The sequence below is a fragment of the Paenibacillus sp. JJ-100 genome, from assembly GCF_948329825.1.
Lineage (GTDB): Bacteria > Bacillota > Bacilli > Paenibacillales > Paenibacillaceae > Paenibacillus.
Genome location: NZ_CAOJCM010000003.1, coordinates 31,639 through 49,883, shown reverse-complemented (window position 1 = coordinate 49,883; position 18,245 = coordinate 31,639). Strand labels below are relative to the sequence as shown.

General features: G+C 43.2%; 17 protein-coding genes and 1 tRNA gene. 1 reads left to right on the top strand and 17 read right to left on the bottom strand.

Annotated features, from left to right (window positions below; translation table 11 throughout):
* Positions 1-11: 11 nt before the first annotated feature.
* From PQG66_RS13325 to rpsF, 16 genes are all read right to left on the bottom strand, one after another.
* Positions 12-932, bottom strand: a complete 921-nt coding sequence (locus PQG66_RS13325; RefSeq protein ID WP_272038211.1) for a DUF2232 domain-containing protein — start codon at positions 930-932, stop codon at positions 12-14.
* Complete coding sequence (locus tag PQG66_RS13320; protein WP_272038210.1) at positions 929-1,231, bottom strand: MazG-like family protein; 303 nt, start codon at positions 1,229-1,231, stop codon at positions 929-931. Before PQG66_RS13320 ends, PQG66_RS13325 begins: the two co-directional genes overlap by 4 nt.
* A 200-nt stretch (positions 1,232-1,431) precedes the next feature.
* Complete coding sequence (locus tag PQG66_RS13315) at positions 1,432-1,860, bottom strand: CBS domain-containing protein (RefSeq protein ID WP_272038209.1); 429 nt, start codon at positions 1,858-1,860, stop codon at positions 1,432-1,434.
* Between the two features lie 196 nt (positions 1,861-2,056).
* Positions 2,057-3,091 (bottom strand): LCP family protein, encoded by a 1,035-nt coding sequence (locus PQG66_RS13310; protein WP_272038208.1) that lies wholly within the window; start codon positions 3,089-3,091, stop codon positions 2,057-2,059.
* A gap of 236 nt (positions 3,092-3,327) precedes the next feature.
* Complete coding sequence (locus tag PQG66_RS13305) at positions 3,328-4,920, bottom strand: MFS transporter (RefSeq protein ID WP_272038207.1); 1,593 nt, start codon at positions 4,918-4,920, stop codon at positions 3,328-3,330.
* A 262-nt stretch (positions 4,921-5,182) separates the two neighbouring features.
* Positions 5,183-7,606 carry a S9 family peptidase gene (locus PQG66_RS13300; protein WP_272038206.1) on the bottom strand — a complete coding sequence of 808 codons (2,424 nt, stop codon included), beginning with the start codon at positions 7,604-7,606 and terminating at the stop codon, positions 5,183-5,185.
* 112 nt (positions 7,607-7,718) lie between these two features.
* A complete protein-coding gene (locus PQG66_RS13295; RefSeq protein WP_272038205.1) occupies positions 7,719-8,615 on the bottom strand; it encodes a D-alanyl-D-alanine carboxypeptidase family protein in 897 nt (298 codons plus the stop codon).
* 230 nt (positions 8,616-8,845) lie between these two features.
* On the bottom strand, positions 8,846-10,672 hold the full coding sequence (locus tag PQG66_RS13290) for an oligopeptide ABC transporter substrate-binding protein (protein WP_272038204.1): 1,827 nt from the start codon (positions 10,670-10,672) through the stop codon (positions 8,846-8,848).
* Between the two features lie 19 nt (positions 10,673-10,691).
* Positions 10,692-11,597 carry an ABC transporter permease gene (locus PQG66_RS13285; RefSeq protein ID WP_272038203.1) on the bottom strand — a complete coding sequence of 302 codons (906 nt, stop codon included), beginning with the start codon at positions 11,595-11,597 and terminating at the stop codon, positions 10,692-10,694.
* Between the two features lie 28 nt (positions 11,598-11,625).
* Entirely contained in the window at positions 11,626-12,588 is a 963-nt protein-coding gene (gene opp4B / locus PQG66_RS13280; RefSeq protein ID WP_272038201.1) for an oligopeptide ABC transporter permease, read from the bottom strand.
* Between the two features lie 7 nt (positions 12,589-12,595).
* On the bottom strand, positions 12,596-13,528 hold the full coding sequence (locus PQG66_RS13275; protein ID WP_272038200.1) for an ABC transporter ATP-binding protein: 933 nt from the start codon (positions 13,526-13,528) through the stop codon (positions 12,596-12,598).
* 4 nt (positions 13,529-13,532) lie between these two features.
* Positions 13,533-14,531, bottom strand: a complete 999-nt coding sequence (locus PQG66_RS13270) for an ABC transporter ATP-binding protein (RefSeq protein WP_272038199.1) — start codon at positions 14,529-14,531, stop codon at positions 13,533-13,535.
* 737 nt (positions 14,532-15,268) lie between these two features.
* Complete coding sequence (locus PQG66_RS13265; protein WP_272038198.1) at positions 15,269-15,862, bottom strand: M15 family metallopeptidase; 594 nt, start codon at positions 15,860-15,862, stop codon at positions 15,269-15,271.
* Positions 15,863-16,145: 283 nt separating this feature from the next.
* Complete coding sequence (rpsR, locus tag PQG66_RS13260) at positions 16,146-16,415, bottom strand: 30S ribosomal protein S18 (RefSeq protein ID WP_090923587.1); 270 nt, start codon at positions 16,413-16,415, stop codon at positions 16,146-16,148.
* 57 nt (positions 16,416-16,472) lie between these two features.
* Complete coding sequence (gene ssb, locus PQG66_RS13255; protein ID WP_272038197.1) at positions 16,473-16,955, bottom strand: single-stranded DNA-binding protein; 483 nt, start codon at positions 16,953-16,955, stop codon at positions 16,473-16,475.
* A 51-nt stretch (positions 16,956-17,006) separates the two neighbouring features.
* Positions 17,007-17,300: a 30S ribosomal protein S6 gene (gene rpsF / locus PQG66_RS13250; RefSeq protein WP_272038196.1), complete on the bottom strand. Its 294-nt coding sequence runs from the start codon at positions 17,298-17,300 to the stop codon at positions 17,007-17,009.
* A gap of 215 nt (positions 17,301-17,515) precedes the next feature.
* Here rpsF and PQG66_RS13245 point away from each other — a divergent pair, with 215 nt between their 5' ends.
* On the top strand, positions 17,516-17,710 hold the full coding sequence (locus PQG66_RS13245; RefSeq protein WP_272038195.1) for a YjzC family protein: 195 nt from the start codon (positions 17,516-17,518) through the stop codon (positions 17,708-17,710).
* A 413-nt stretch (positions 17,711-18,123) separates the two neighbouring features.
* Here PQG66_RS13245 and PQG66_RS13240 read toward each other — a convergent pair.
* Positions 18,124-18,214 (bottom strand) — tRNA-Ser (locus PQG66_RS13240).
* Positions 18,215-18,245 lie beyond the last annotated feature (31 nt).

Sequence of the window (18,245 nt, the reverse complement as noted above, 5' to 3'; positions counted from 1 at the left end):
GACTCATCACCCTATCGTTTTGATTTCGATATTGCCTCACGGAGCGGGAACGCCAAGTCGATAATTCCGACAATGCGAAGTGGACTAATAAAGAATACTAACGCTCCGAGAAAAAATGGAAGCACTGGGTTCCACTTTTTCAGATGTGAGAGGAAGAAAAAGAAACCAATGGCTTGAATCATGAAACCAAGATTAATTAATGGTGACAAGTTCATCGCAATCATCTTCCAATATGATCCGTCACTCTGTTTGGAGACCACTTCAATGATCAGCGCCAAGAAGTAATACCAGATTAATGAACGAGGCATCTGCCATTCTCTTGCAGGTGGTAGCTTAGGTACATTGATGCCCATAACGCTCAATATAGGACGAGCAATAACATGCGTAATGAATGCCATAACCATGGACATCACAACCAAAGCAAATGGAATCATTAACTGAGTTTGTCTAGCAACATCTTCCGTCATCTCAGGCGTCCACACAAAATCATATAATACCTGACTCGATGAATTGATAAGCGGTTCAGTAGCGATCTCGACCATATCTTTAATATAAGTGGACAGATCGAATTGAAAAATTAGACTGCCGATCAAAAGTAATAACAAATACTCTGCCAGTAATGCCCCAGCACCTGTCATGATGGCAAAGAGTGCCGACTTTTGTTTCTTATACGCATTACCGATAACGATCGCTGGTAAAATCAAGATCAACATTAATAACAAGAAGATCGGGTTGACCACGACCAAAATAATAGCAACGGGTAGAAGATGGAACACAAATGATGTTACAGGTAGTGAAGCATACAAAATAACTCCTGGAATCATCATAAAAAATATAGAGAGCACCGATAAAGGAGTGAGCAGTGAAAGTATCAAAAGTAAAAACACTGCACTCCATATAGCTGTTTTAAAGCTAAAATTCAACAAATTCACCTCTTACGCATATGATCTTCGAGTGCGGAAATATCCTGATACCAGTCTTCAAGCTGATGACCTTCCTGTTTGTGCTTTTTCAACTTTTCAATAAGCAGCGCATCCAGATCTTTAAAAGGGATACCGAGCCGCCGGCCCAAAATGTAACTGCTCATCATTAAACTGGCAAGACTATCTCCGATTCGAATCGTGCTGCCTTCCCACAGTGCTTTAAATAATCGGGATACCTGATCAAGTACTTCGGTTTTCAGCCATTCAATCACTTTAGCTCGCTTAGCTACATCCAGTTCTTTAGGCATCTGGCGAAAGTCACTCTCCCCCGAAAAAGCTTTATTCTCGATTATAGCATAAAAAGGGGGCTCACAAAATTACCCCAAACAGCGGGGAACTGATCTGAAACTCCATGTCAGATACGATCCGAGCCCCATACATCTTATTTCATATATATTCGTAATAATCGCTGTGATTATCCCTAATGACTTAACATTTTAAAAAGAAATTAACTTCTGGCCTTCATAGACTCCTTGGCAACAATACCTTCACAATATTCGATGATCTGGCTACGTCTAACAATTCCGATAAAACGCTCCATATCATCCACCACAGGCACAAAGTTTTGTACTTTGGCGAGATTAATCAGGTCTTCCATATTGGCATCAATGGATACGGGCTTCATGTCCAGCCTTAACGGAACATCTTTGAGTAGAAACTTTGAAGCGTTTTCAAATGTTATCTTTCCCTCCGAATTTTTCATATACCATAACAGATCGCCTTCTGTAACCGTTCCAATGTACTTGCCTTCCTTATTCAAAATAGGTACAGCTGTAAACCGGTGGTATTCCATCCGTTCCAGCGTTTGCCTTAGCGTAGAGTCCGACGTCACACATGTAACCTCTTGTTTGGGCAGCAAAAAAAATGCGATGTTCATACCCTCGTATATCCTCCTTGTGTATTACTACTTCAATGGATTCGCTCAACTTATATTATACGTTATAGAAGAGCGGATGTTCCAAAAAAGGATAAGCGCCTTACACGCAAAAAAGTCTCGTACAAAGAAAAAAACAGCAGCCGCTCATTGTCGTACTGCTGATTGTTGTGTAGGACACCCATCTGTATGGAGTTAACTATTCCATCTTCTGCCGGTCAGGAATCATGACTTCACCGGCTGGGGTTGATTGATCCATCCAGTTCTTAATCAGCTCTTTGGCATATTGAACATCATCTTTGTCAGCTTGACCATAATAAACCCCATCTTTGCGCATGCCTTCGCTCAAAATGGTGAAGCTTGAAACCTGCGGTTTTTCCTGTGTCAGCACCTGTTTGGCCAGATCAATAATAAAGGTAGGTTGCATATCCGTTTGAAAATTATCCCCCATGATCTGAAACAGTTCAGGTATCTTTGCGATCTGATTCAGATTCAACATCTTGTTTGCAAAAGCATTAAGGAAAATTTGCTGTCGATTCGTACGGTTAAAGTCACTATCTTCCCGATATCTCACATAGTAAAGTGCTTCCTGGCCATCATAGATCGGCTTACCGCCCTTAATCGTGAACTTCTCATGATTCGGATCTTTGTTCACGATATCCTTATCAATAGGTAGTGATATCCCCCCGAGGGCATCAACTACCTGTTTAATCCCCTGAAAATTAATCGTTGCGTAATAACCTATGTCGGCATCAAGAAACTTTTCCACGGTACGGATCGACATATTCTCCCCGCCAAAGGCATAAGCATGCGCAACTTTGTCATAATCATCTGTCCCGTCCTTGTCTGTGTCCCTTCCTACAATCTGCACATACGTGTCACGCGGGATGGATACGAGCAGCACTCGAGACTCTTTCGGACGAACAACAGCGTAGATAACTGCATCGGAACGTCCGCGGGAATTCTCATAGTCACGTTTATCTGAGCCCAGGAGCAGCACAGAGAATGGTTCTTTGCGATAGACCGTCGGATCAGGCGTATTATTCCCTTCCTGCGGAACGTAAGATTGCGTAAGTTGTGCTTCAACCGTATCAGCCAGAAACAAATCAAATGCTGCCACAGCTAACTGCTGGCGAAAAATATAACCGCCGATGATCAATATGACCAGTGATACAAGTGTTATATATAGGCCTTTACGACTTTTCTTCTTCTTCTCTTTAGTTCTGCTTTTCATCCATCGATTCCTTCTTCACTATCAAAATTGAAATCCTTCACTACCCATTAAACGTTGATAACGTCTGCTGACACGCAGTTCTCCAAACTTTTCTATATTTAAAACAAAGTGCCCCTTATGCTCGTTCTATTGTAATCATTCCTCCATTATGAAAAGTTACAATCGGGTTAAATAAAAAAGAACAGCGACACCATTCTGGGTTACAAAAGGTTCACTGTTCTTTCAATTCTATTGATTTATATTGAACCCACAGATCCATCCTGAATCTGATTCTGTTTCTCTTTTTGACGAAGGCGACCTGTAACAAGAGCCACGACCAACGTAAGTACACTAAATATAACGGCTGACCAGAATAGCCCGCTGTAACCTTGATTTGTCGTTTGATGTACAGCTTGAAGCAACGCCTCCCGTATATTGACATCTGGAATGCGTGATATTCCAGCCATCATACTGGAAATGTCGCCTCCCGCTGCACCTTCAGAAGCATATTGTTCCAGCATGGCAGGCGACACCTCGATCCCTCGCTCTGCCAAACCGGATTGGATGTTCACACCGAGGTTAGAGAACGAACGCGCCAAAAACCCAGCAAAGATTGTAGGTGCAATGGCCATCGCCATCTGACGAAACAGGGAACTCGTCGCTACCGCAATACCTTTATTGTTCTCTCCCGCCTGTTCAGTTACCAGCACATTAACCGGCGCACCCAGCATCATACCGAAACCAACTCCGACCAGGATACTCGCAATGACAAACTGCCAGATCTGCTCGACCCACAGTGGGAACAGCAGGAAGCCCACTGCAGAGACCAAACCAGCCACAGATAACGTCCAGATCGGACCTTTGCGGTCAACTAGGTAACCTCCTCCTCCTGCTCCAATGCCTGAAGCCAGAGCAAGTGGCGTGAACCAGTATCCCGAGGCACTGCTGGATACTCCTAGATATTGCTCCACAAAGCCTGGAATGAAAATGACAGAGGCCAGAATGGCTCCCGAGAAAAAGGCAATAAGCAGTGTCCAGCGGAAGGATGCAATGCCGAGCAGTTGTGTGGAAACGACCGGTTCACGGTCTGACCCCTCCAACCTTTTTTCCATGAAATAAAACACTACTAACAGGGTTACACCAGCCAAAAAGAATCCGTAGAACATGGGTGAACCCAGACTCTGAACTAGATTCACGCCATCCAGATTACTGAAGCTGTACATGAGACCCAGCACGCCTAGTGTCAGAACGGCGATACCGCTCCAATCAACAGCCGCACGATTCAATTCCTGTTCTTCTTGGATGAACTTCATTCCGGCTATAAACAGCAAAATTGCGATCGGTACATTGATGAGAAATAACCAGTGCCAATTCCCGGTAACATCAAGGATGAATGCACCGACGTTAGGTCCAAGAATCGCAGCAATACCATTCATGCCCCCCAGAAGACCAAGAGCTGTACCCTGCCGCTGTACAGGGAATTTACTAAGTACATATGAGCTAGCAATGATAAATATCCCGCCGCCACCGAGTGCCTGAATGACCCGGGCGATGAGGAAGAATGTAAACGAGGTACTTAAAGCCACAAGAAGCGAACCAATCCCGAATAAGGCAACTTCAATTAGAAATAATTTTTTGCGGCCATACCGATCTGATAACTTGCCTGCGATTGGTACACTAATGGCAAGCCCAAGCGTATACAGGGTGATGGTCCATGCTCCCCATGTTGGTGATACACCAAATGAAGCATTTAACGTCGTCAGCGAGGATGTAATAATACCGTTATCCAGTGCGGCCATAAATACACCTACAGCAAAGAGAATTAAAGGCCATTTCATTTCTTTTTGCATCCCAGCTACCTCCTTAATCTGATCTTCATTTCACCCTTGTACCGAACGTCATCGTATTGTGTACAGAAACCGAAATGAATTGTACTGACTCACTGGTCATTTTAAAATAAATGGTATCTATATGTCAATTGATGAATATGTCCTGAGCTGGTAATGACAGGGAGAAATTTGAATCTGTTTGGAGTTATCATGTCTGTTGTTCCCATCAAAAAAGCTGTTCTCCAATCCCCCACGGGAATCAGAGAACAACTTCAGCTTGTGTCTATTGCATCAGATGACGGTTCAAAAATTTCTCAACGGCACGGTAGAGATCAAGTTGATTCTCAAAGTTAGCGAAGCCATGGCCCTCATCCATTTTTAGCATATAAGGCACATCTACCCCACGTTTGCGCAATGCTTCAACGATCTGATCAGACTCTGCCTGTTTCACTCGCGGATCATTGGCACCCTGAACAACAAATAACGGTGCCTTCATCTGATCTACGTGAAATAGAGGTGAGATGGCAGTAAGCAGCTCTTTATCCTTCACTGGGTCACCCACACGCTCATGGAACAAGTTACGTTCTGATTCCCAGTAAGGTGGAAGTGAGTCAAGCAGTGTAAAGATGTTCGATGGACCAACATAGCTGATTCCAGCAGCATACACGTCAGGGGTGAAGGTAAGTCCAGCCAAGGCAGCATAACCTCCGTATGAACCACCGAAGATCGCTACTCGTTTTGGATCAACTGTACCTTCTTTCACCAGCCAGTTTACACCATCTGTGAGATCATCCTGCATGGCTTTACCCCACTGTTTATTGCCTGCCTCCAGGAATTCCTTGCCAAAGCCTGCAGATCCCCGGAAATTAACTTGAAGTACAGCATACCCGCGACTAGCCAAGAACTGAACTTCCGGGCTATATCCCCATGAGTCCCGCGCCCAAGGTCCACCATGTGGAACGACAACAAGTGGAAGATCAGTAGCCTTAGCGTCCTTAGGCAGCGTCAAATAACCATGAAGGTCCAGTCCATCACGAGATTTGAACGTAATAGGTTTCATATCGGCCATTTTAGACTCGTCAATCCATGGAGCTGTGTCTGCCAGCTTATCCACCTTGCCTGTTTTGGCATCATAGAAATAATATGTTCCCATCGATTTGTCACTGTAGGATAAGAATAGTACTTGCCCGTTATCACTTGTACTTATAATGCTAACTTCTTTGCCAGGAACTTTGGCTTGGATATTGTCCATTAATGACTTGAACTCATCGTCAAAATACGCATAGTTAACCTTATCTGTCTCATAGACAGCTGCAAGGATTTTTCCTTTTTCTTTGGAAGGAATAATGTTGCCGACATCGACATCCTTGTTTTCAAAAAGAGTTTTGACGACCTTCTTCGTAGCTGGGTTGTATTCGATAATGGCCATCTTGTCTTGTTCAAGATTGGAGACGACATACAGGTTTTTGTTATCACTTGTAAACATGACTGGGACAAATGTCTCTCCCAGCTTTGTTGTAAGCAGTGGCTGGAACGGTTGGTCCTCGGTATCACGATACATTAAGGAGGATACATTACCATCGGTAGATATGGCTACCCGAATTTTCCCATCATAGTCTGTTAACCAACCTGTAATATTGCCAGGGTTCTCGGCAGCAAGCACAGCTTCTCCGGTCTTAATGTTAATACGGTATACATCAAAAATCCTCGGATCACGTTTATTCATACTTACCATAATTTCATCGGGAATATTCTCCAAAGGATCAATAACCATTGCCCTAGTGTTTGGGTATGGCGTCAGATCTTTGCTGTTTTGGCCATCCATATCGGTAATGTACACATGATAGTTCTCATCTCCAGCAGCATCCTTAAAATATAGAAGCTTGTCATTGGACGCCCACGTAAACCCCGCAATACCACGATCGGTTTCACTTGTAATACGGACTGGCTTATCTTCACCAATCGTTGTCACTACGATGTTCATACGATTATTCCATGGTTCCAAGTAGGCAAGGTGCTTACCATCCGGTGACATCTGGAACCCTGCTTGAGCAGGCTGTTTGAAGAAGTCTTCAAGAGAAGTGAGACCTTCTTTCTTCACATCAAGTCCCAGGGCAAGGTACAGTGCACTCGCGAACTCACCATGCGTTACTGCCTGTTTAGCGTTGAATGCGCTGCCTTCAATAATAAAATGTTGTTTCATTCGAACAGCATCATCTGCATGTACGGCTGGAATCTGGTCAGCATCACTGTAAACCACCTGTATCCCATTATCCTTCAGCTCGAACGCGCGAGTAAATAAAGAGGCCATCTGAGCTCGTGTAAGGGGGGCGTCTGGCGCGTAGCCTTTTGCATTACCTTGAATGAATCCGCCCTGTTTCAACGCATAAATGGCCGGTGCAGCCGGATCATCCGATGGAACATCACCAAAACCTGTGAGTGTTGCCGGATTATCCAGATCAAGCACACGTTGCAAGATGACCGCTGCTTCTGCACGTGTTATCGGAGTTGCTGCTTCTTTTACTCCATCAATCGTATCTATGTATCCCAACTGTTGTAGTGTCTGTGTTGCCTTGGAAACAATAGACTCTGAGACTGCTGCCGTAGGTTTGACAGCTTCGGCTGCCTGAACAGCCGGTTGAATCAGGGCAATGGACATCGCCACAGACAACGTAAGTGCATACACTTTTTTGCTAATCGAGTTCAAATTTTTTCCCCCTTAAAAGTAAAATATAGAATTGCATGGAATGATCCATAATTCATTTTACCATGATTAGCCAGAAGGTAGCGATCACTTCATCCATCTTAACGTAAAAAGTTTAGTTTATCTTCGCACTCGAAAAACCATAATTCAGCAGCTTGCGCGTCTCTGTGAATTGGGCTTCACGCGTATCTGTCCCAAATACGACCGAAATCAGGCGCTTACCCTCCCGTTCAGCTGTCGCCACAAAATGATACCCGCTATTTTCATCGTAACCGGTCTTTAATCCATCGTTTCCGTTATATGCATACGAGCCACCAATGGAGGATAACATCCAGTTTGTATTACTCATATAGATGCCTTTTTGATGCATAGACACTTGCATTTGGCTGGAGACTTTAAGAATCTCAGGATGATGATTAAGCAAATAACCGGCAAGCTTGCAAGCATCCATTGCTGTCATCAAGGTCTGCCCCCGAACCTCCTGCGGACGGTGTGGACCAAGCATAGCCTCACTTAAACCAGTGGAGTTAGTAAAATGGGATTCCCCAGATAAGCCAATCTCAGCAGCTTTTTCATTCATCTTTTGGGCAAACTGAAGTTCTGAGCCGCTGATATGTTCTGCTAATGCAACTGCTGCATCATTCGCCGAGTATACCACCACAGCCTGGAACAGTTCCTGGACCGTGAATTGTTCTCCCTGTTTGAGTGCAGCCTGATTCCCACCAACAGAACTGGCATATTTGCTTACATTAACCGGGTCATCCCAGCGGATGTCCCCTTTCATTGCGGCCTCCATCACAAGCAACTCCGTCATTAATTTGCTGACGCCTGCAGGAGCGATCTCTTCGGAAGCGTTATAATCCATTAGCACCTGTTCTGAATTCATATCCATCAGGATAGCGGATTCAGCTTTGATTCCCGGTTTGCCTACCAGCAGATCCGGCTTTACCCCTAAATATATTATAATTAGTAAAGTGAATAACATTCCTGCTCGTTTCCACCATATTTTCATCTATGTATCACCTCTTACTTATATAGACGAAGCGAAGAGGTATTTGGTATGCACTTTTTTTGAAAAAGAGTTAAATTTTTTTTACTTTTTATTTACAAAAAAAACATGGATTCCTCCACCCCATGCCAGAGTGTCGAAATCCATGTTTTGATTATGAGTTGAAAGTACCTTTTCTATGAGTCAATGGCACTTTAAAACTTTGAGATGAATCCATTGGAAGCAGGTATTCATTACTGAGCAACAGCTGGTTTATCTGCATTGACTGCCAGCTCATTCAGGTAAATACCTGTTCCATCACCAATCGCGTAGTTCATTACACGTTTATTAACAGGTACAATTTCTGCACGGTACAATGTCGGGAAGACAGGTACCTCTTCCACCATGTACTGTTGCCACTCATTGTAGATCTCTTTACGTTTCTCTACGTCAAACGCTTCTGCAGAGATACCACGTGCAAGCAGCTTGTCATTCTCTTCACTAGAGAAACGAGAGAAGTTATACAGCGCATCACGACCATACAGCCCAGCTGGATCGACATCGATGGCTACTGTCCAAGCAGCTTGATATACATCAAGGTTCGGATCATCTTTACCGTTATTACCTACACGATCGTAGAAGCTGTTGAACTCAACCATTTCCAGGTTTACTTTCAGACCGATGGCTGCCCAGGATTGTACATAGTAACGTGCCAACGGTTCAGCAATATCACTACCTGTCATCGATGCAAAGTTGATTTCGAGTGGTGATCCATCCGGTTTTGTACGGAATTCACCATTCATTTTGTAACCAGCTTCATCCAGCAGTTTCTTGGCTGCTTCCGGATCATATTTTACACCTGGGTTGCTGGAATCATGGAACTCAGGGTGAGATGGTGGAATCAACGTTGTTGCATTCCAGCGAAGACCATTGTAGAATCGTTTCCCTACTTGATCATTGTCTACAGCCATCCACATTGCTTTACGCAGGTTTTTATCTGCCATTTTAGCATCTGGATTGGTTTTAACTTTACCATTCTCAGCGTCCCATGATCCCAGCTTGAAGCCAATGTACGTATATGCACGATCAATCGCTCCCAGGAATTCAACATTAGACAAATTAGCATTATCTTTATACTGTTCTGTCGGGAATGAATCTACCAGATCCACACCACCTGATTTCAGTTCTTGAACAACCGTTGTTGGGTTGATTACTTTCAATGTCACTTTATCCAGTTTTGGAGCCCCACGCCAGTAGTCTTCGTTTTTCACATAAGTTACAGACTCACCAGGAGTAATCGTTTCAACTTTGAATGGGCCAAAACCGATAGGCTTTTCACGCACTTCTTTGGAAGAAGACATTTTCGCTACATCCATATCTCCAAAGATATGTTTTGCAAGTGGATATGTCCATACACCACCTGTTAGAAGGGATGGAGTCGCTTCTTTATACGTAATGCTGATTTTTTTATCGCTCAGCACTTTAATACCCGAGATGGTTTTTGCTTTTCCGGCATGGAATTCTTCCATACCTACTACACTTGTGAAGTTACCATCATAACGAGGGCCATCATACCCTTTGCTACCGATCACTTCATAGGCAAACTGCAGGTCTTCTGCAGTTACTGGCTTGCCGTCATGCCAGTTTACATTGTCACGGATGGTGAGTGTAAACGTCTTGCCATCTTCAGAAGTTTCATAGGTTGCTGCGCCGTCATTGGTGTAAACATAGTTTTTGTCCCAAGTCAGCAAACCTTCGTCAAACCAGTTTAGAACAGCAGCGTCCGGAGCGCCGGAGTAAAAGTTGAAGTTGAGTGTACCTTCAAAAGCTGTATCCGATACGAGACCGAATGTAATGGATCCACCTTCAATAGCAGTACCCTCATTCGTTTTCACATTGTTGAAGTCTTCAATGGAGTACACGCCCTCTTCATTTGCAGGCTTTTCATCCGTCTTTCCTTCTTCTGTTTTTGCCCCAGGTGCAGGAGTTTCCGCCCCTTTTTCGGAGCACGCCGCAAGCGCCAATACAAAGACCAGCATCATCGTGAAAAATAGTGCTCGTGAAAATAATCCCTTTTTCATGAACCTTTCCTCCCTTTTTTTAACCTCTTCTTTGTCTTGCATCCGTCGCACGCTTTAAGGCCTGTCCGACATTATTTATACTCAACATCAATACTAGAATTAGTAGTGATGCAGGTAGCCATATCCACCATCTGTATTCCAAGGTCTGCGGATTACGTGCATAACTTACGAGTGTTCCAAGACTAGGTGTACTTTCTGGGAATCCAAACCCCAAGAAAGACAACCCGGATTCAAGGCCAATATTTGCTGCCAAGTTCAGTGTCATCGTTACGATGATGATTGAACTCAGGTTGGGAAGAAGCTGAGATACAATAATTTTAAAGTGAGAAGATCCGAGTGTTTTAGACGCTTTAATATACTCCAGTTCACCCTCCTGAAGGGCTTTGGAACGAATGAGCCTCGCAATTCCCATCCAAAGGAAGGCCGTCATTATTAGTGAGAATGAAACAATATTGTATTTCGGTACTGCGGTGACAAATGCGATGACCAACATCAGAAATGGAAGGATCATAAAAAAGTCCACCACACGCATGAACATGTTATCAATCATCCCGCCGAAGTATCCGGAGAGAACACCCACGAGAATACCAATGAATCCTGTCATCAACGTAACCAAAATACCTATGGTTAATGAGTTTCTTGTTCCTATAACCAGTTGCCCAAACACATCACGACCGCCGTAATCTGTTCCCAGCCAATATTGTGCCGAGGGCGGCTCATACAGTGCAAACAAATCCACTTTAACAATCTCGTCCTGATCCATGATCATGGAAGCCCCGTATACAAGAACAATAATTAGACCCAAAAATATAAGTGAGATGAGGGCTACTTTATCCCTGACAAGCTCACGCCACAATATTCTCAAGCTAGAGGGGCTCTTATCCATCTTTTGTGAAGACACAACAACATCATTGGCACTGCTCATCTGTTTTCACCCCGAAATCTTCAAGTTCTTACTTAATGCGAATGCGTGGGTCAACCAATCCCAGAATAATATCAGACAGCAACGATCCCACAATTGTTGCAATGCCGTATAGTAAAACCAATGCAGTCACTACGCTGAAATCCCGTAATGAGATGGAATTTAGGAACAACTGTCCCATACCTGGATAGCTGAATATACTTTCAATAAAGATGGTTCCGCCAATCAACCCCGTAATCTCATAACCGAAAAAGGCAGCAATTGGCAACAGAGAGTTTCGCAAGATATGTCTATTGTAGATCCGGGATTCCGAAGCACCCTTGGCTCTCGCTGTAAGCACAAATTCTTTATGCTTGATATCAATGATCTCACTACGTAAATATTGAACCGTTGATACGGTAGAGATTAATGCCATCGATAGTGCCGGCAGCAGCAAGTGGTGAATTTTACTTATGACATATTCAAATGTCCCTGGGGTAAGCCCCGGTGCCACACTCCCTCCGGTCGGGAACCAGCCAAAATGGAAACCGAAAATCCAGACCATGACTAGAGCAAAGATAAACAGTGGTGCTGCAAAACCTAGATACGTATATCCTGTAATCAAACGGTCAGACCAAGTGTCATTGTAACGACCACTGATAATGCCGAGAGGGATCGCAATGAGATACGTAAAAACAAGTGTGGCAAGTGCAAGCCAGAACGTATTCGCAATTCGCTGACCAATGAGGTCGGTTACAGGCATTTTGAAACGGAAAGATTGTCCAAAGTCACCTACTGCAGCATGGCTGATCCAGTCCCAATACTGCACATACCATGGATTGTTCAGCCCTAGTCGTTCACGCTGTTCCTCGAGTGCCTTGGGGTCGACACTCGGATCAAGCAGTCCCGTTAATGCGTCTCCTGGCATGGCTTTAGCCATCAGAAAGACCAGTATGCTAAGCAAAATGATCTGAGGTATCATGATGAATATTCGGCGTACAATAGTTTTCCACATATGGCCTTCAACCTTTCTGAGGTAAAGCTACCCGGTGAGTATTGGAGATGGATTGGAGCGAATAAGCAAGCCCTTCCTCATCGAAGAAATTGCGGTATGAGTTCTCATACTCGGATTTGATCTGCTGTCGGAAAGCTATCATGTCCTCACGTTTGGTTGGGTCCATATCCGGAATCGCAGCGATAAGACGTTTAGTATATATATGCTGAGGATTCTCAAAAATATCATCCGTCGTCCCTTGTTCTACATATCGACCTTTATACATAATCCCAATCTGGTCGCACATATGGCGAATAATGCCCAGATCGTGGCTAATAAACAAATACGTCAGATTCAATTCCTTTTGAATCTCTTGCATGAAGTTGAGCACTTGGGCCTGTACGGATACATCTAACGCTGATACAGGCTCATCAGCAATAATCAACTTGGGCTTGAGTGCAATCGCACGCGCAATTCCGATCCGTTGACGCTGTCCCCCTGAAAATTCGTGAGGGTACTTATAGATAGACTCAGGACTAAGCCCTACCTTCTCTAACAAATTACGGACTTGCCTCTTTTCCTCTGTTGCCGTTAGTCGCTCATAGTTACGAAGTGGTTCAGCAATAATATCCATAACCCGCTTTTTAGGATTAAGAGAGGAGTACGGATCTTGGAAAATCATCTGTACATCTCGCTGGAGCTGACGATCTTTGCGTCGTTCTTTCGTCAAGTCCTTGCCATTAAATAAAATTTTGCCAGCCGTTACATGATTCAGGCCAATGATTGCCCTACCTGTTGTTGTCTTCCCAGAACCCGACTCCCCTACAAGACCGTACGTTTGTCCTTCTTCAATAGAAAAACTGACATCATCAACAGCTTTTACATTACCAATCTCCCGTTTGAGCAATCCACCGCGAATTGGGAAGTGTATTTTGAGTCCTTCTACTTCGAGTAATGCCATTGGGTTATTCCTCCTCCGCTTGATCAGGAAAATGAAAGTGCTGATAACAGGTACACCTTACAAAGTGTCCTGGTGCAATTTCATGCATCTGCGGGTTTTCTTCGTGAGCTGAATCGCTGATCCACGGAATACGAGCCTTGAATCGGCACCCCTGCCTTGGAAGATTTTTAAGAGAAGGCACAATGCCTTGTATGACATGCAATTTTGATTTTTCTTCAGTAATGGTGGGAATAGAGTTCAGTAACGAACGAGTATACGGATGTTTCGCATTGGTCATTAACGTGAAGATATCCGCAATTTCAACAATTTCGCCTGCATACATGACGGCTACTCGATCGGCCATCTCAGCCACTACACCAAGATCATGCGTAATAAGAATAATCCCAGCATTAATCTCATTCTTTAACTCTCGAATTAATTCGAGAATTTGTAGCTGAATAGTAACGTCAAGTGCTGTTGTTGGTTCGTCGGCAATCAGTAGTTCTGGTTTATTGGCAATTGCGATCGCTATAACAATCCGTTGTCTCATGCCACCAGATAGTTCGTGAGGATATTGCTTATATATTTGTTCGGGACGTGGAATCCCCACCTGATTCAATAAGTGAATGACCTTTTCCCGCTTCTCTTTGGAAGACAGCTTGGGTTGATGAAGCGTAAGGATCTCTTCAATCTGTTCACCTATGATCATTAAGGGATTGAGTGCGGACAAAGGGTCCTGAAAGATCATCGCCATTTCTTTACCGCGAAGTTTATTTAATTGATTTGGGGGAATGTTGGCAATATCCTTTCCTTTGTACAGAATCTGGCCTTCGATTCTAGCTTTGTTATGCAATCCCATAAGAGAAAATGCAAACGCACTTTTACCCGAGCCTGACTCACCTACAATTGCCAACACTTCATTTTTCTTGACTTTAAGGTTTACGTGATCAACTGCTGCATAATAGTCATCTTCAATTCTAAATGATGTCGTAAGATTTCTGACTTCCAATAGCTCATTATTCAAATCAATCACCCTAACCCCGTAATTTCCGCAGACTGTATTCGTGAGTAGAAGAATGCATCCACTGTATATTTCCATGTTCTACATAAAATGAACAGAAGTGTATACAAAATACCTTAACGTTGACAGGAACCAGATTATAGACTTCGAATTAGACCATTGGTCAATTAATGTTGATAATTCCTAGTGGAATTATTATACAAATAATTACTGTAATCATAAGTGTAATTTTAGTTGACGTCAATCATTTTTTGAGGTTTTTTGGAATAAATGTTTTCTTATGGGGCATTTTTGGGTAAATGTTTTAGTAAAAAGGGATTTAAAGCGTAGTTTATTTTATAACACTTTAATTAAAAGCGCATACTTACGTAAGAAGAACACCAGCAGTATCTTCCTTTTAATGCCTATACGTGACATGTATGTAACATTAAAAGTGGTGTAATCTAATTAAAAACACTTCAATGTTCCGTAATATATCATTTCCATGTTATGTTTAGAGAATCCTATGCTTAACACTATTTATTGATATATGGATGTATATCGTTTTTTGAATACATTTATTCGAGTTTTGTAAGATCAGAGTTAAAATCTAGTTATTCTAGTATAGTTTTATTTATTTGATGCTGTAAAGAGTTAATTGTCAATTTTGAACATTTATTTTACAAAAGAAAGAAAAAAGCCCTGCTTGTTGCAGGACTTTGTTGGTGATTATGCAGTTTTATGAATATATATTACTATATCTATGGTCTTAAAGGGGGCCTCTTTCCACCCTTTAAATCTCGAATACTCAAACCAAAATCCATCTGCAAGTGAGGATAGTCAGGAAAGTCTGTCCAGTCTCCACCCCAGGTAAACCCCATCTCTTTAGCCAAATCAACAACTTCCATCCAATCTGCTTTACCGTTACCATTATCGTCGCGTTCCATATCCCACACAATATCTCCATCAGGGGTTCTTAAGGCAAAATCAATGGCAAGTCCATAGTTATGATAGGATTCCCCTCCTCTTGCATTCGTTACAATACTTCCTGAAGCAGATCGTCCCTGAGCAAAAAGGGCATTTTGCTCTTCTACACTACGGAATCCGTGTGTAATCACAACTTCTATGCCACGTCTGGCAGCCATACGGATGAGCACTCCTTCATTTTCAGCAACCACTGGATGTAATCCGGTAATGGGCAACGGATCTGGGATTGTTTCACCCAACCATTTCTCCCCAAGATCTCCCTTCTGTTGCAGCCACAGGTACACTATGGACAAAATAAGTGTTGCGAGCAACCAATTCCTTAAGCTTTTCTTTGTTCGCTGTTTTCCTTTACGTTGTGATGAATTCATATATTCTCCCGAGTTTAAATCTAATCGATAAATTCTTGTTAATAGGTTAGTACTGAATTGGTACTGAATTGATGAAATGAATTGATGCAATTCGATAAGCTAAACTCTATTATAATTCATCTTAGCTCCAAAAGCTCTTAATGCAAAGTTACATGATTATACGTTTTCATTTTCCTCACTTTTCAAAATCACATAACATAATTACTCTAACAGAATAAACTCTGATAACACAAAAAAACAGCCGGCTGTAAGCCGACTGCTTTTGTATGAGAACTGAGTAATACTACTCAGTTGTGTATGGCAGCAATGCGATTTGACGGGAGCGTTTGATTGCAATCGTCAGCATGCGTTGATATTTAGCGCTAGTACCTGTTACACGGCGTGGCAAAATTTTTCCACGTTCGCTGATAAATTTACGAAGCAAGTCCGTATCTTTATAATCGATGTGAGTAATTTTGTTCGCTGTGAAGAAGCACACTTTACGACGTTTGTTACGACCACCACGACGTGCCGGTCTTTTATCGTCTCCGCCTTCTCTTTGCTTGAAGCCCATGCTTTTCAGTCCTTTCCTATCATGTAACCCATATCTCGTAGCGAGTATCGGCTCACGTTAAAATGGCAAATCATCATCCGAAATATCAATCGGTTTTCCGTCATCGGAAAAAGGATCCTGATTGTTGCTACGCGAAGCATTGTTATTGCTTGCACGTCCGCTGCCTCCATACGAAGGCTCTTCACGCATAGGTTGTCCCCCGCCGCCACCGCCATCACGGTTAGCTGACTCCAAGAAACGGACATTATCGGCAATGACTTCGGTCACGTATACACGTTTTCCTTCGTTATTCTCGTAGTTCCGTACTTGAATGCGTCCTTCAACTGCAGCGAGACGTCCTTTGCGCAAATAGTTTGCACAAGTCTCAGCGAGCTGTCTCCAGGTTACGACCGGAATAAAATCTGCTTCCCGCTCTCCTCCTTGGCTTGTAAACGGTCTGTCTACGGCCAAAGTGAATTGTGTCACGGCCACTCCAGCTGGAGTGTAACGCAATTCAGGATCCCGGGTTAACCGGCCGATCAGAATGACACGGTTCAACAATGTAATCCCCTCCTTCTGAGCGTATTGGTGCGTTAATCACGAGTTGTCGTCTTAGGCAGACTTAACGTCGTTGGTAATGAGATAACGAATTACTTCGTCAGAAATCTTCATGAGACGCTCAAGCTCAGTAACTACTGCTGGTTCAGCAGTGAAGTTTACCAGAACATAAACACCATCACGGAATTTTTCGATCTCATACGCAAGACGGCGTTTACCCATAACGTCGTGAGCAGTAACCTCACCACCGCCGTTGGAGATGATGCCTTGGAATTTTTCGACTGTAGCTTGAACAACTTCTTGCTCAACGTCTGGACGAATAATGTACATCAATTCATATTTGCGCATAATTTTCACCTCCTTATGGACTCTGGCCCTCAATCCAGGTTGAGAGCAAGGAACGAGCACAAACTCGAACTATATTAATATAACAAATACACAGACCAAATGCAAGCAAACGTTCCCTGTACATATTGGTACATAATCCCCGACATGTTCCTGCCTCTGCTGGAACACACTATAGAAGTAACAATGATCTCATTCTGTGGAGGAGGCTGCTGATTATGGGTGAAAGAACCGAGTTCGAACCAGGAGACAAAGCTCCGAATGATGGAGAGTATACTGAAGTTGGAGAGCGAAGTTTTCACACGGAGATTAATGATCCGAAGCGAGTAACCTTGAAAAAAGGTGAAGCCTTTCCCGAAACGAGTAATCACAATCGGAAATGGAAAAAGCTAACCAAAGCTCGCGTCCACTAAGTTTATTTTTTTCAGCATCATGTATATAAAGGCCCAGATTGCACATAATACAATCAGGCGGTACACGAGAGAGGTGTGGTTCCGTTGGACAACGAAGCCGATTTTTCGCTGTTGGAGATGCATCACGTAATATAAGAAGCTTGTGGGTGTGTAAGACCATTGTCTGAAACACAGGTATTGCTGCAAGCAGTACAGCCAGCGTTTCTGTCGTTACGACCGATTGTGATCTAACTAAACATGTGCTGCCGGATAGAGAGCCCTTCGGGGCTCTTTATTTTTATGTACATTTTAATATATAAAAAAAGACTCTCCAACGGAAAGTCTCCTTCATTTCATTTATTATTTATGAATAATCCCGTTACAAGGATCCATATACGCTCGTACACTTTAACCACTCAACCATAAGATTGAAGTGGCGGAAAGGGTGGGATTCGAACCCACGCACGCTGTGACACGCCTAGCTGATTTCGAGTCAGCCCCCTTGGGCCTCTTGGGTACCTTTCCGCAGCAGAATTGATTATAGCATGCTTGTATG

Coding starts and splice junctions, on each gene's coding strand:
- PQG66_RS13275 (WP_272038200.1), bottom strand. CDS start 13,528: ATGGCATTACTCGAAGTAGAAGGACTCAAAATACACTTCCCAATTCGC.
- rpsF (WP_272038196.1), bottom strand. CDS start 17,300: ATGCGCAAATATGAATTGATGTACATTATTCGTCCAGACGTTGAGCAA.
- rpsR (WP_090923587.1), bottom strand. CDS start 16,415: ATGGGCTTCAAGCAAAGAGAAGGCGGAGACGATAAAAGACCGGCACGT.
- PQG66_RS13245 (WP_272038195.1), top strand. CDS start 17,516: ATGGGTGAAAGAACCGAGTTCGAACCAGGAGACAAAGCTCCGAATGAT.
- opp4B (WP_272038201.1), bottom strand. CDS start 12,588: ATGTGGAAAACTATTGTACGCCGAATATTCATCATGATACCTCAGATC.
- PQG66_RS13310 (WP_272038208.1), bottom strand. CDS start 3,091: ATGAAAAGCAGAACTAAAGAGAAGAAGAAGAAAAGTCGTAAAGGCCTA.
- PQG66_RS13305 (WP_272038207.1), bottom strand. CDS start 4,920: ATGCAAAAAGAAATGAAATGGCCTTTAATTCTCTTTGCTGTAGGTGTA.
- PQG66_RS13295 (WP_272038205.1), bottom strand. CDS start 8,615: ATGAAAATATGGTGGAAACGAGCAGGAATGTTATTCACTTTACTAATT.
- PQG66_RS13315 (WP_272038209.1), bottom strand. CDS start 1,860: ATGAACATCGCATTTTTTTTGCTGCCCAAACAAGAGGTTACATGTGTG.
- PQG66_RS13320 (WP_272038210.1), bottom strand. CDS start 1,231: ATGCCTAAAGAACTGGATGTAGCTAAGCGAGCTAAAGTGATTGAATGG.
- PQG66_RS13290 (WP_272038204.1), bottom strand. CDS start 10,672: ATGAAAAAGGGATTATTTTCACGAGCACTATTTTTCACGATGATGCTG.
- PQG66_RS13265 (WP_272038198.1), bottom strand. CDS start 15,862: ATGAATTCATCACAACGTAAAGGAAAACAGCGAACAAAGAAAAGCTTA.
- PQG66_RS13285 (WP_272038203.1), bottom strand. CDS start 11,597: ATGAGCAGTGCCAATGATGTTGTTGTGTCTTCACAAAAGATGGATAAG.